7 protein-coding genes and 6 pseudogenes are annotated in these 15245 nt (G+C 37.2%); 3 read left to right on the plus strand and 10 right to left on the minus strand.

Annotated features, from left to right (window positions below):
* Positions 1 to 128 (plus strand): annotated as a pseudogene (locus J7R05_RS09290) (PBSX family phage terminase large subunit); the annotation flags it as partial.
* A gap of 1592 nt (positions 129 to 1720) precedes the next feature.
* On the opposite strand, the pseudogene J7R05_RS06260 reads toward J7R05_RS09290, so the two are convergent.
* The 10 genes and pseudogenes from J7R05_RS06260 to J7R05_RS06290 form a co-directional block, all read right to left on the minus strand.
* A pseudogene (locus J7R05_RS06260) lies at positions 1721 to 2406 on the minus strand (LbetaH domain-containing protein).
* 95 nt (positions 2407 to 2501) lie between these two features.
* Positions 2502 to 3174, minus strand: a pseudogene (locus tag J7R05_RS06265) (hypothetical protein).
* A 988-nt stretch (positions 3175 to 4162) separates the two neighbouring features.
* Positions 4163 to 4927: pseudogene (locus J7R05_RS09540) on the minus strand (type ISP restriction/modification enzyme).
* A gap of 78 nt (positions 4928 to 5005) precedes the next feature.
* On the minus strand, positions 5006 to 5722 hold the full coding sequence (locus J7R05_RS06275) for a type ISP restriction/modification enzyme (protein ID WP_208541649.1): 717 nt from the start codon (positions 5720 to 5722) through the stop codon (positions 5006 to 5008).
* A gap of 967 nt (positions 5723 to 6689) precedes the next feature.
* Positions 6690 to 6916, minus strand: a pseudogene (locus J7R05_RS09650) (hypothetical protein).
* A 228-nt stretch (positions 6917 to 7144) separates the two neighbouring features.
* Positions 7145 to 7813, minus strand: coding sequence for a helicase-related protein (locus tag J7R05_RS06280; protein WP_208541650.1), 669 nt, complete (start codon positions 7811 to 7813; stop codon positions 7145 to 7147).
* Positions 7814 to 7829: 16 nt separating this feature from the next.
* Positions 7830 to 8003: a hypothetical protein gene (locus tag J7R05_RS09305; RefSeq protein ID WP_246468245.1), complete on the minus strand. Its 174-nt coding sequence runs from the start codon at positions 8001 to 8003 to the stop codon at positions 7830 to 7832.
* The gene (locus tag J7R05_RS09310) at positions 8000 to 8500 is read right to left on the minus strand and encodes a DEAD/DEAH box helicase family protein (protein ID WP_246468246.1); all 501 of its coding nucleotides are present in this window, start codon (positions 8498 to 8500) and stop codon (positions 8000 to 8002) included. Before J7R05_RS09310 ends, J7R05_RS09305 begins: the two co-directional genes overlap by 4 nt.
* A 1-nt stretch (position 8501) precedes the next feature.
* Positions 8502 to 8893: pseudogene (locus J7R05_RS09315) on the minus strand (restriction endonuclease).
* 1079 nt (positions 8894 to 9972) lie between these two features.
* Entirely contained in the window at positions 9973 to 10134 is a 162-nt protein-coding gene (locus J7R05_RS06290; protein WP_208541653.1) for a hypothetical protein, read from the minus strand.
* A 7-nt stretch (positions 10135 to 10141) separates the two neighbouring features.
* On the opposite strand from J7R05_RS06290, the gene J7R05_RS06295 reads away from it, so the two are divergent.
* Together J7R05_RS06295 and J7R05_RS06300 are read left to right on the plus strand one after the other, a co-directional pair.
* The gene (locus J7R05_RS06295; RefSeq protein ID WP_246468247.1) at positions 10142 to 11845 is read left to right on the plus strand and encodes a ShlB/FhaC/HecB family hemolysin secretion/activation protein; all 1704 of its coding nucleotides are present in this window, start codon (positions 10142 to 10144) and stop codon (positions 11843 to 11845) included.
* 23 nt (positions 11846 to 11868) lie between these two features.
* A partial coding sequence (locus J7R05_RS06300; protein WP_208541652.1) for a filamentous hemagglutinin N-terminal domain-containing protein occupies positions 11869 to 15245 on the plus strand: 3377 nt, incomplete at its 3' end.

Raw genomic sequence — 15245 nt, forward strand, 5'->3', positions numbered from 1 at the left:
GCTTTGAGAGTGCTTTAAATGAGGCTGGTTTTGACACACAGGTTGTGCCCAATCAAGGGGCAGGGGCTGTTAAGATGCGCATTGAAGCCGTGCGTCGTATTTTGCCTTGTGTTTGGTTTCATGAAGATAAACCATATTATGCATAAAAAACTAATAAAGTCAATATGTTGTTTGCAATTATTTTATATGAATCCACTTAAAAATCCACACTTTTATGCATGATTCATTTGACCATTTTTTATATAAGATTGCCATGTATGAATAAACCATAAAAAGTAAATCATGATGTAAATATTATAACGCATGTAAACATTCAAATGAAATGAAAAGCAGCTATTATTCATAACAGGTTATAAATTTTATGATACGTTTTTATCACAGGCACAAATCGCATTATTTAAAAATTTAGTTGTGAATTATCGATAACATACGTTTAAAGATCACAGCTTGTTTTAAAGATTGGATTGTTAATCACATTATCAAGCATAAGATTATGGTTCTCAAAATTGAGAAGCGTAAAATAGAGAGCTGTTATAACAGCATTATCATAACACGAACCTTTTAAAGATTGCATAAAAGGATTTAAAGATAAGGTTGACTTTAAAGTGCCTACTAAAAAATCAGTAAATAATAGGCAGGCATTATATAGACATTATCATCACAATATTGGTATGAAAATCACAATGTTATATCTTGTAAGATCGAAAGCCTTTTAATAATATAACGCAAGTAAGCAAAAAACGTTTTAAAAGTTATAGTTTAAAAGCACAGAGCCCAAATTTGGATTGAATGATTTTAGTCCTCTCAAATTTAAGAAAATCTATTGAGATAAAGATGAGCAGGTAAATTTCAAAAAAATTGTAACCATGGCAAAAAGCATAGGGTTTTATTCAATTTTGAGTCAAAAATGATAGTGTTTAAAGGATGCTCTATTCTAAAGTTAATGGCTCCAAAATTGAATTGGTTAATTTTGCCAATTCAAAATTGAGCTGGCTTATTTGCAGAGAAGTTACATTTAGTGCAAAGTGAGAATACGCTTATGAGAGCCTTTTTAAATGAACGTTTAAACAATTGGAGACTCAAAATGAGCTCTCTTATTTTATAAGCAATTATAAGCTTATTATCCTTTCAGTTGTCAAAAAAAACGCTGCTTTTATCCTTATGAGAGGTTGTTTTAAAAACCAACGCTCGTAAATGTAAAAATGGGTTTTGTTATAGACATTTACTTAAGACACATTTGCTTAATTATATTGATAAACTTACCAAGCGTTTTGATTTATTTGATACGTGATTTTAGAAAATACGTTATTTTAATTCACTCAACTCAAATTCGAGGTCAGTATATGAAACGTTTTAAAGAAGCATTTTGATCATATGCTTTGTTTCAAATGGAACGGCTCAAATATGAGGGCGTTATTCTTAATAGGTTTTATAGCAACGAAAAGAGTTTACAGTCTCTCTCATTCAAATAAATGATATTAAGATCATATTTATCATTTACGTTCCTTTTGATAAGTTTTAATAAAGACAATAGAGCGTTTGCAATATGATACGTTTTGTATATAGGCATTACTATTTATTGGTAAATTCATATTTATCAGTCATTCGTTATATCTTCATTCATAATCCGCGTCACGTAAATGGCACGGTTTCCTTTTTTGAATTCTCTCTTTTATGATGCGTTTATAGCCATAAAAAAAACGTCCTCTATGCCTTTCATTTACTCTTCTGTATCAACAATCTTGACAACATTATCGCTTTCATAAACCTCACAATTTTTGGGTACCGACCTTATCTTACTTTGTTTGTTTAATATTGCCTTGCCATAAGCTCTACCCTAGACCTTTGTATAATATGAAATCTTTGCATTGCCATAAATTTTTGCACGACTATTAACAACAGCATAATTATAAATCTTAGCATGGCTATAAAAGCAGGCAGAACCCGAAATCTGAGCATGCCCATAAACCCTTGCATAGTTATAAACCAACGCATTATGAGAAAGGTGAGCATTATCATAAATATATACTTCTGTATAAACACGGGCGCTCCTTCCCACATGGGCAATGCCATAGACACAAGCATTGTCATAAATTTTGCATATTGAGAGATAAAAGCCTTGCCATAAATCTCAGCATTGCCATAGACATGACCACAGATTTGAGAGTTATGACGTATTTTTGCATTGTCACAAACACGGGCATGCCCATAAACTCATGCATCATTATAAATCCAGCAATTGCCCTCATGAGAGAGGTTGGTTTCCTTTTCAATACCCCCTATGGTACCTGCTTTGACATCATCAAAATCTTTTAGAGCTTTAATGTGATAAAGGTTTGTAATCTGTTTAGTCATCCGATCTTTAATTTGTTTGCTTTTATTTATTATAATGTATTTTTTGCATATAAGAACACCCTCACAATCTAATGTGATAAACGTTTGCTAAAATTTGGAATGGAAAATTTGAGAGAAAGGCACCCCCGCCGCGCCCGCGCGTCTATTTATGCAGCGTCTTTTAGTGACGGGTCATTATCACAAATATCATCGCGATTTTTGCACGGCTATTAACCACGGTACTGCCATAAATTTGTACATGATGATCAATATTTGATTTGCCATAGACTTTGGCATTCTCATAAATCCTTACAAAGCAACCAACACGAACCGAGCCAGAAACCTTGGCATGACCATAGATACTTGCATAATCCTTAATCCAGGCATTACAAAAGACATGGGCATTATCATAAACACGCACCCAGACATAAATGCGTGATTTGCCATACACATGGGCATTGCCAAACACATAGCTACAAACATGTGCACTTTCATAAACACGGGCATTGCCATAAACCTTTGCACCTCTAAAGATTTTAGCTTCGTTATAAATTTTAGCATTTTCATAAACAGTTACATTGAAAAGAACTGCGGCATTATCATATACTCAGCAATTGCCATCATGTGATAAGTTGCTTTCATTTTCGATAAAACCACTTAAATCGCCTGTTTTCACATCATCAAAGTCTCTTAAGGCACGAATACGGTGTAAAGTAATCCCATCAAAAGTGAGGTTTTCATTCGTAAATTCATATTTTTCTCATATTGCTGCTTATTAACAAGCGCGGTTTCATTTGCAATATGAGAAATAACAAGGGTGTTTTTTGATATAATTGTCATAATTAAATCCTAACTGTTAAGGTTTTGAATTGACACTCTAAGGGCGCCGGGAGTTCAAAATACGGCAGTTAGTCCGTTGTTACGCTTTTCCCATAGGGTATTTCATGGCGTAACTACACCCGACAAAATTATCATATATGCCAATCACAGCATAAAAAATAGCCAGTTTTTAAAGACTTTGGAAAGGTTGTTTCGTAACTTTTTCGCTAACTGTAAGTGTTTTGATCACTTGATTATTTATATAATAAAATACGTATTTATTATCAATTAATTTATGTACTTTTTTGATATTTTTCTAATTTTTTAAATACGTTTTGTGTGCATATTGTTTATGTTTATTAATTGCTGCTTTTATATTTATTTGCGTTTAAAGCTATATTATAAGCTTTATAAAACGATTGCGTTGTTTTTTGAATCTATACATTCATAAGTTTTAAAAACGCTCTCATCATGTGTATTTTTATCTTTATAACCTATCAGTTTTTTTACTAAATGGTTTTTAAGATTTTTCTTAATTTCTTTTATAGCGCATTTGTAATTTAACAAGCCTTTTATAGGTATTGTCTTTATAACCAACGTGTTCATTTTGATTATGAAAACCTGCTGTTTTTACGTATTCTCTATAGCTGTTATGTTTTTTATAGCTACCGCATCATTTTTCATTTTCATAAGAGAAATGATAAAGATGATAATGTGATTTATTTGTTATAAAACATCTAAAGAGAGACTGATAATTGTAGAGATTATTGAACTCTCTTTAAACAGAGATTTTTAAACTATAAAGCTATCATTTTAGATTACGATATAGTCTTTTAAAAGCAATCCAATGTAGAGTGTTTAAAAGTGCAAAGCTTTATTTTTAGAATAACACATGATAAAAAAATTCCTTTTAAGATTGTATGTAAGCAGTTTACAAGATAATGCGTTTATAATTATCGTTTAAACCAATACACAAGAAACCTCTATGAGGTGTGTTAACCTCATAAGCTTATTCGGTTTCTCTCATTTCTAATTTTGGTAAGTTAACGATTTTTATTGTTGCTAAACTTACAGTAATAACCCTTTGAAACAATTCTAATGGATAAGCAGGGTTACCAACCGTTTCAACAGCATAGCGATTGGCATCATTCACAATGCCGCTCTTTTTATCAGTCTTAACACATTGACGCTCCATAACCCATTCAAGAGCGGACTTGCCATTTACTATATACTCATAAGCTTAAAGAGGTATATCTGTCATGATGATATTGCTGTTATAAATAACAATCGATTTATCCTTTTCTTACTATTTTAATTTTTGCGAATTTCATTTCTGTAACGTAGTAAAATTCTTTAGGATTAGAGATATTAGTCTGTTTTGAATTGCTTTTTTTAATGTGACTGGATAAGGTTCCACATCTTCATAATTTACATGCAAATGATCAAGTTCACGCCCTACTGTAACAATTTTCCAAAAATCATCAGCACTCTTTACACAAGGGATGCGAGGCAACTCTTTAGAGAGGTTATCAGCATAACGAGCACGATAATCTTCTGAATATAAAATCCCGTAAACATAATAAAACAGATCACCTTTTGTTATGGTTTCATTAGGATATGCCACTTTAAAATGTGCTAATCCTTCATCAATAATGGCATCACGTCTCTGTAAACCAGCAATTTTGCTTTTTTGTGTAGCATTTGCAAAAAAATGTGACTGTTTTTCATTTTTATTTTTTGAAACTACGACATCTTCATAAACATTGACTAGTATCTATTGCGTGAACATTAGGCAAATTTTTAGCCATAATAACAAAAAAGCCAGCCATTGCTCCTATACTTGTAACTTGTATTACCTTATTTTCAACCACTTGCCCCTAGGAAATATCCGCGGCATTTGGTAAACCATATCATTGAAGGTACGATTATAATAAAACCATCGTTGTGTAAAAGGACGATACAGACTTGGTATGAGGCATGTCTCTTCAAATTCAAAAAACTTTCCTTTTGTCAACTCTTGTTTAAGTCTACGGCTCCGACTTATCTTGCTTTCATTTGAATTTACAAAATTATTTACAACATTGGTACGTATTTTACGGTCAGTGTGTGCGTAGGTATCATTAAAATGTTCCACTTCACTGTTATAGAAGGCAATCATATTACTCGTGTTTTTCGCTAGAGCTTCAGGGTTTGAGTTGTATATCCAAGCATTACGACTCGTCATAATACCGCGAAAAAAATTTTCAAACAGCTTTTTACCATGACTTTTCTTATCACCTAGGGCTAGGAATGTTTTGAAACTCTCATCACGTTGATTGATCCAATCCCCATGTTCATCCGGCGTGATCATTTGCCAACTTTGTTTACTTGTAATGCCATCAATACTACCAAAGCATTCAAGAGCTGTAAGTTTTTCTTTTGTCGTGAAATTATTACCAATGTCATGATAGTAAATTTTACAATCTCCGGAAACATTGGGATTTTTGATAAACAATGTTATGGCAATACCAGTCATACTACCACTGCTAAAAACATTTTCACCTTCTTGAGCTTTCCTATCGCTTAACATATTTTTACAAATATCCCCCGTAAATTAAGCACATAAATACTCGTAAACTCTTTGGCTAAAGATTTTCGTAAGCTATCCATTGTTGGCTTTTCTATGTACCCAGAACTAGAAACAAAGCCTATTACCCCAGCATTACTAATACGGTCATTTGCCCAGCGGATAGCACGGATATAACAGTCATAAAGTGTTCGTATATTCGTTACTTTAGATTAAGCAGCATAAGTCTAGTCTCACTGATCGGTTTATCTAATATTGGGTAAGGGTGTTCTTTGCATTATCATTTTCGTTTTTTGTCCTACGGAATAAGGAGGACTGCCAAAGACAACCTCGATATTGAATTTTTTCTGAAGTTCTAAATATGCACTGTTTTCCTCTAGTAAACTTTTCATCAGATCTTACTTTTCAACCATCTGGAATGTATCGGTCAAACCAATATGCTTAAAAGGTATATAGTTACCTTTTACCAAACTATGATAAGTCGATTCAATATTAATTGCTGCTATGTAGTACGCTAGCAAGACAATCTCGTTTGCATAGATATCATGACGGAACTTATATTCCATATCCTCTGGTTTGATGAGTTTTGATTGTAAAAGCCTTGTGATAAAGGTCCCAGTACCAGTGAAAGGGTCAAGAATAGAAACACCACGTGATCCTAGGCTTTTTGCAAATTTATTGCGTAAAACATCATCAACAGAATGAATAATAAAATCTACAACCTCAACGGGGTATAAACAATGCCAAGCCTATCCGTTGTCTTCTTAAAAGCTTTTAAAAAAATCTTCGTAAAGCTTGATAATAAGATTTTGTCTTGCATGGGGCTCTGTAATGCCAGAGGCACGGAACTTTACGCTGTCATAAAACTCTTGAAGTTCTTTTGTTTCCTCTTCAATATTTGTTTATCTAGTTCAGCTAAGATCTTTCTATCGCCTGAGAGATGGCATTATTTTGTACAAATTCATTGCCTTCAAAAAGCTTCAAACACAGGACGCGTCACAAGATGTTGCGCTAACATCTCAATCGCTTCTTCTTGCTTTATCTCACTGTTTAAGTTGTTTTTTATTCCTTATAAAACGCATTAAAGACATGATAAGCTTCGCTTGTCTGATCAGAAAGCATAGTTTGAAGGCGTGTGATATGGTTTTGTGCAATCTCAGCAACATTGTTCGCCCAAATGCCCCAACAATCATTCATGGTAGATTTTTAAACAATCAGTGTTTTGAGAGCATTGGGAAACTCAACAAAAAAGGGTAATCTCCCTTGCACTTCATATGTGTGATACGGTTCATGAGCTTGTGTCCCAATTTGAAATCCGGATTTTTCCGATTTTTCGTGTAGCGGGATTTCGTCAATAACCGTGGTGACATTCTCTAATTCGGTCTTTTTAGAAACTGTAACAATGTCGATGATAGAGCTTACGTCTTACCCTAAAACCATCTGGTTAAGGGTTTTGCTAAAATTCTCATCATGAGCAAGCAAAGCATTGAGAACTTGCCAGAAAACACTGTATCTCTTATTGTTTTTTAATGCCTGTTCTGGTGAAACACCAGCAGAAACACCAACCGGCAAAATGATATAGCCCATCTTTCTGCCTTTTGCACGACGCATCACACGTTCCACCGCCTGTATCACATCCACTTGGTTTTTACGCGGGTGTAAAAACATAACTGCATCAAGGGAAGGAACATCAACACCTTCTGAAAGGCAGCGTACATTGGTTAATATACGGCAGACATTCTCACCCGCATCTTCTTTCAACCAATCAAGTTTTATCGTACGGTCTTTGGCACCAGATTTTCCATTAATATGATCTGCTTGACAATTAAGAGGGGAAATATTTTTATGGTTTTTATGAAGATCAAGTAAATCTTTCTTAACGTCTTCATTGTTGAATGTTCTACATATGCGTTCAGAAGTCTCAATATCTCTACAAAAAGCCAATGCCCGATGCATGGGTCTTGTATCATCCTCAAGATCAATTTTCAGATCCATTTTGGTAAGGGTTTGATAACAACTCATGATCTTTGTTCTATCATCAAGAATAAGTTCATAATTCTCATCTGTCATAAGATGCTGGATAGATTTACTCACTTTCCTTCATCAACACCTAAAACGATAATCTTGTAGGGCGTAAAAGTCCATTCTTTACAGCATGGGAGAAGCTATAAGAATAAAGGATTTTTCCATAAAGCTCTTCATCATCCATAGAAGCCAGAACAGCATCAATTTCATTAGCTTGTTTTTTATCATTGTCATTAAAGATACAAGGCGTTGCTGTCATATACAGACGTTTCTTGCCCCGAATAAGGTATTGTCATGAACCTTGATAAACTCAGATTCACTCTTATCAATTTCCAACACAGCCCCAGTCGTCCTATGGGCTTCATCACAAATGATCAGATCAAATTCTGGTAAAGCATATTTCTTTTGCGCATCCGAAATCACTTGGATCGAATGTAAGTAGCAAAGAGTCATTGCATCAGGAGAAGTCTTATTGGCTTTTTCTCCAAGCTTTTGAGCATCTGTTGTTGCTGGTAGAGTGAGATCCGAGACATCGAGTTCGGCAGCATCATCTTGGGCTTTACGACGCTTGCCAACTTGTGTATCGGAGCATACAGCAAAAGAACGCAAGGGTATTTTTGTATCTGCTGTCCATTCTCGTATCGTTTGTGACATGAAAGAAAGAGAGGGCACGAGAAATAAAACACGTTTACCTTGATCCGCAAGGGCTTTTGCTATCTTCAAACTAGTAAAGGTCTTTCCCGTTTCACACGCCATATCAGCTTGCCACGTCTGCTTCTTGTAAATCCTCACAAAGAGTTTTAAGCGCTTCTTGTTGATGATCTAAAAGCTTTTTCGGTTCTTTTTTCTTAAGAGTAGCTTCCCCTTTGCTTTCAAAGGCTGACCAATCTATTTGACTGTTTTCCAGATCAAAAAGATTAATTCGTTGAATGCGAATTCCTTGCCCTTCACAAGTGAGATCGGCATTGTTATTCCAATTACTTTCGGTGCTATCAATAAGAATACGGCGGGTGAAAGTCTTTTTTTCCGAGGCAGCAATAAAGCTATCAATATCTTCTTTTTGATCTGATGATTTGCACTATAAAACTTACATTGAATAGCGGCATATCCTTCTTCATCACGAATTTTGGCAATCAGATCAATGCCGATATCACGCCCATCTTCCCCATGCTCTTTTGCCTATTCACAATAGGTTTGTATCTTTTCATATTCTTGCTTTTGCAGAGGGGCTTGCGTCAAATAAGCAATTACAAACTTTTCAAAAAAAGTTCCTCTATCGCACGCACTTTCTGTATGATCACGGTAGTCTATAACAGAGAGCGTAACGTTAGTGGTTTGTTATGAGATTGAAGCATTTATAATAAAACCATACCACTTTATAAGCGTTGATCTATCGGTGTCAAAAAACTTTAAATAAAATCTGCTAGATCTGTTTAAAATAAATAGCAATAGTAAAATAAGAAAAGGATGCTAAAGGCCCATAAACTGCTTAAAAATAAATTTTATAAAAGCTGCTTATCAACAAGCTCATGACATGAGGTCAGATCAGAAAAATAGTGAAATTTTCTGTTTATTTTATGGAAAAAAGACAAATTCGATATGTGTTTTAAAATATCGAAATGATTATTTTGAAGCATTTTATGAGTTATTGAAATGATTACTTTTGTCAGTTTAATTTACTGACACATAACTGACAAGTTTTATTTAACTCACATCATTGGTTATCTTTAAAGCTATATGAGTTATGTTTTTAAAATACTAACATATAGAATATAATGTTTTTATTCTCATTTTTAAAAAATAATATAGGGTCTAAAAAGAACTGACAATACTAACAGCACTGGACAAAACTCTTCTGTTCAGATCACTTAGATCATTATCTTTGGAGAAAAGTTGCTTTATGAGAATGCCATTAAAAAGAGTTTTATATATTTGAGTAGAAAGCTTTAAAAAGAGGTTTTTTATTGTTTGCTACCATGATTTTTACCAAACTATGAGATTGGTAGCACTTAGCGTGTTATGTTGAGTGGCTTAGAGAGGCTGGAGAGCGAGTTTATTGTCTTTTATTGATGAGGATCTTGAGGTACTAAGCATTGACTTGCCAAACAATTTTGGTTAAATTTTTGATGGTATAAATGTAGGGGGGAGATCTTCACACAGTTACAATCAAGTCGTTTTTTGGTGCCACTTGTCTTTAGTTACAGGGGTATGTGCTTATGCTAAAAGCGTCATAGAGGAGCAGCAGTTTTGAGTGGTATTGTTAGAGATTCATGAAGCGTTTTTAAAGCAATGCTTACAGGATAAGCAAAAGTGGGGGGGCAATCTGTATTGTTTTCTGTATTTTTACTCCGAAGTTCTCTTTTAAGAATTTTTCTAGCTATTTTTGTCATATTTGACATGTTTTTTGGCGTTACTGTTTATGCGCACTCTTCGGCATTTTTATACCCACAAATACCAACAGATAATTTTGCGCGTGAGCACACTGAGCAGCAAAGATTAAAAAGGATTGAGCATTTACTAGTTTTAACGCCCAAAGGAATGGACATTTCTCCTGAAAGAGATCGAGGGGCGTATCTTGGCAGTGGACGTTGCTTTAACATTGACCATATTATTGTTGATGGGATCCATCATATAAAAAAGTACACTATAGCAAAAGTTACGGATGCTTATGTTGGGAGATGTATAGGTCTTTCTGAGATACAGATATTAATCAAACAATTAACCAAGGTTTATCTAGATAAAGGCTATGTGACGGCGCGTTTTTATATTCCAGACCAAGATATCAAAAGCAATAAAGAGCTAAAGTTAATTGTTGTTGAGGGGAAACTTTCAGATATTTACTATAATGGTTCTCCAGCTTCTGTTTATAATCAGATTGTGTGGAGTGCTTTTCCGGGGCTTAAAGGTCATGTTCTTAACATGCGCGACATTGAACAGGGGCTTGATCAGATCAACCGTTTGAGTTCAGCGCATGCAAAAAGCGAACTTCTCCCAGGTAGTGAAGATGGTAGTACCATTGTTAATATTAGCAATCATCCTGATAAGGCATTTAGTGTTACGCTTACGCATGACAATATGGGGCAAGCCTCCACGGGTTATGCACGTTATAGTGCAGGTTTAAAACTAGAAAATATTTTAGGGGTCAATGATTTATGGGACTTTGGCTATCAACGCAGTGGACGAGATTACTGGGGAGAGAGCAAACAAGAGGGACATAGCAATAATATTTCTGCGAGTGTGAGTATTCCTTACGGTTATTGGACATTTTCGTTAAATGGCTATCTTTATGATTATCAGAGCATTATTAAGGGCAACTTTACAGATATAGAAACGACAGGCAACTCCAGTGAATTACATGCCAGTACCAGCCGGGTTCTCCACCGCGATAATGTTTCACTCACTACACTGAATTTTGGTTTTTCCTATAAAAAGACCAACAATTATCTTCTTGGTAATAAGATAGAGGTTGGCAGTCGTCAATATAGCGTTGCCAATTTTGGGATTTCGCATTCTCGCCAGATGTTGGGTGGAACCTGGACATTTGATATCAGTTATTTGCAAGGTCTTCCCTTGTTTCATTCTGTCAAGAAACACGATCTAGCGGCAGGGAATGCGGAGCCACAATTTGCTAAATTTACCGGTACGATCAGTGCCATGACGCCTTTTAAGGTAGGGGGCTTGGACGTTATACTGAGCAATCTTTTGAGTGGTCAATATTCACCACATAATTTACTGGGAGCTGAGCAGATTTCGTTGGGAGGCGCTTCCAATGTTCGTGGCACGCGTGAGAGTTTGCTTTTTGGCAATAACGGTTTTTTTATCCGTAATGATTTGTCTTTGCGCACACTACCGTGGAATAACAACGCTTCTCTCAAGAAGGTTTTAGGTGAACTGCGTCCTTATGTCGGTTTGGACTATGGGCGTGTTTTTTCGCAACCCTTGTATGGATTTACGCATGAACAGCTTGCCGGTTGGACAGCAGGGGTCAAGTTTGTGGGGGGGATAGTTTCCCTTGATGCAAGCTATTCCAGTGTTTTGTGGAGTACAGTTAAGCACAAGAAGCTTGGAACATTTTTTATGACATTAACAATGAATCTTTAAGTATATTATTGGAGGATACAAGCATGGGATATGAGCAGAGAGCAAAAAGAACAACATGGTTTGAAGTTTTAGTCTCCAGTACGATACTCAAAAAGATTTTTCTAGGCGGGATTGGTTTACCTTTTCTTTTACAACCAGCAACGCTACAGGCGCAAATTGCTGTTGATCCTAACGCAGGTGCTGCTCATCGTCCTGATATTGTTGCAGCGCCCAATGGAGTTCCCTCAATTGATATTGTTACACCAAATGGCAAAGGCTTATCACACAATAAATATTACAATTTTAATATTGGCAATCCAGGCGTCATTCTCAACAATCATGCGCAAGAAGTGGGACAATCGCAATTGGGAGGCATTATGCCGGGCAATCCGCATTTGCGCTATTCTGGTTCGGCAAAAGTGATTTTAAATGAAGTGACCAGTGGCAAGCGCAGTGCTCTTCACGGTCCAGCGGAGGTTTTTGGTCGCCAGGCAGATGTGATTATAGCCAATCCCAACGGCATAAGCTGTGATGGTTGTGGCTTTATTAATACGCCCCATGCGACCTTAACCACGGGTGTACCAGAAATTGATGGAAGTGGTTTTCTGAAAGGTTTTGAGGTGAAAGGTGGGGATATCACCTTTGGACCCCAGGGTGCGAATTTTTTCTCTAGCAAGGGGGCTGTTGATATTGTCGATATTGTCTCACGTACGGTGCATTTTGAAGGATCTGTCGCGGGCAGGGAGATTGGAGTGACAGCAGGCACGGGTCACTTTGATTATGCTTCTCGGCAGATGAAAGAACTGACCGATATTACCGGCAAGCCGGAATATGCGATAGACGGTTCTGTGTTAGGTGCTCTACAAGCGGATAAGATTAAACTTGTAGCGACGGAAAAAGGTGTTGGGGTTCGCATGCGTCATGATATGGCGGCAAATGCGGGGCAATTGCATCTTTCTGCTGATGGAAAAATCTCGTTGAAGGATATCTTTGGTCATGATGGTGTTGTTCTTCAATCAAAAAGCGATACCCTTCATGCAAAGCACATTACATCGAAAAAGCATGTTGAGGTTGCAGCCAAAAAAGGTGTCACGTTAGAAGCAGTTGGTGCTGATGGTCATTTGAGCGTAGATGCGCAGGATGGGCTTTTATCGATTACCGGAAAGGCCATCTCTGGGGGCAATCTGGAGCTTTCTTCGCGCCATGCTCTCCAAGTTTCAGGGCTTGGTGCTAGCGCTAATGTGACCCTTGAATCTGGTGGTGCACTGAATATTGGTGGTACTGTTTTAGCGGGGGGCAATTTAAAGGCGCATGCCGGTGGTGATATACAAGTCCATTTTTTAGCTGGTGGGGTTGATATGGCAGCAACACAAGCTGCTGGTAGCCTTGTTTTGGGCAGCCAAGGAGATGTCGATCTCCAAAGTGGAGGCGGGATCATTAATGCCGCAAATATTTATGGAGCAGGGAATGTCACAGTTGTTGCATATCATGGGCTTTCTGTTTCTCAAACGATCCTATCGCATCACAATGTTGCTATTCATGTTGAACCCCATGCTGGCATTCATTTTGGGCAAGTTTTAGCCTATGGTAGAGCAGACATTCATGGTGGGGCGGTTGATTTTTCTACCATGATGACAGGTGATGATGCCGTTTTAAAGGTGGGAAGCCTTGATGCAGGCACACTGATGACAGGTTTAGATTTTGTTCAATCACAGGTGAGTCCTTCGAACCCTACAGGTGATCTTGTTTTTCATAACAAAGGTGCCCTTTCTATTACAGCACAAAGGGGCGTAAAGGTTGGACATATTATCAGTGGTGGCAATATTGAACTTTTTGCTGGCAGCGACATTTATTATGATCAGGTCATTGGCTATGGTACAGCAACATTGACATCGGTATCAGGAGGGATCAGTATTGAGAATGTGCTGTCTGCTAAGGGGGATGTAAGATTGGCAGCAACAACTCTCGATTTGAGCAATGATCGTTCTCATATTTACACGCCGCAAACGCTGTATTTAACTGCGGATCATATTTATGTCTCGGGCAGCACGCTGATTTACGGTGGTTTAGATTTTCAAAGCACCAATGTTCTTGATATTCACCATGCACGGCTACAAGCCGTTACCGATGAAGGCGGGACTGGAGATATTCTCTTTGTTGCTCCAGGCGTTATGGTGGATGAGGCCACATCGGTTTTAGCTGTACGAGATTTTACCATCAAAACAGGAGAGCTTGAAAATAGTGGTCAATTGGCAGCAGGGCATGATTTAGCCTTTAGCGTGAAGGATAATGCGACGAACAGCAAAACGGGTTTAATTTATGTGAAGGGCAATGGTGCTTTACAAGTTGATGGGACTTTGCTCAATGATTTTGGCGCTATTGTTGCAGAGAGAGATTTATCTTTTACCAATGCAGCAGGTACCGGGAAAAGCCTTTCCCTTGTTAACAAAGCAGGCTTTATTCAAGCAGGTGGAAACTTAAATATCCAAACAAACACCCTAAAAAACGAAGCCGAGAGCGCGCCTGTTATCACGGAAAAAACTGAATATAGCGATATTTTTTTCCAAAAACCAAAGGGTTCTGATCAACTCAGTGATGGGATGTTGTATCAAAATGATGTTAGCAACCTTTGGGGAAAGGGGCACCAAAAGCAACATAGTATCGGACCTATAAAAGGGCACGTAAAAAATATCTTAGATGTTCCTCTTTGGACAAGTAAAGAAGAAACCTATGGCACCGCAACTTCAAGCGACGGAACAGTTTATAAAGCTTTTACTTGGAAACATACGCCTATAAAGAAGGAACTTTCCATACACCGATATCAATGGAATAATCAGTCACACATGACAGAAAAGACTATTACGCAAGAGTTTTCGCATAAACCGACTGTTTCGGGTATGATACAATCTCATGGCAATCTTACCATTCATGCCGATAACATTGATAACCATTATAGTCTTATAGAAGCGGAAGGGAATGCGGATATCCACGCCGATGTGCTGACCAATTTAGGGGCAACAGTTTATAAAAACACCTATATGGGTTGTAAAGCAAATACAGATAATTGTTATGGATATACTGCTGATGGAATCCGCGATGTTTCTTTAGATATAGCCAATGGCGAATTTCGTCATACTGGCTCAGAAGTTCTTGATACAGTTCCTGGTCTTGTTCAAGCGGGTGGCACTTTGAATCTGGTGGTCAATAAACTCCACAACAAGGCAGCGGAAGGTTCGATTACAGGGAATGCGCATTTTGAAGGCACAGCCATTGGAGGCAATCCACTAGAGGCACTAAGCGGTTTGACAGGAGCAGGAGCTCTCTTTACACCAAAAGTGGATCTCAATAATGCAGGGGAACTTTCTGAGGGTCTCCCTTTACCAAAGCCTCAATCGGGTGGTATAGGTGGCACGCTTCCCAA

The sequence above is a fragment of the Bartonella capreoli genome (assembly GCF_902813205.1).
Lineage (GTDB): Bacteria > Pseudomonadota > Alphaproteobacteria > Rhizobiales > Rhizobiaceae > Bartonella > Bartonella schoenbuchensis.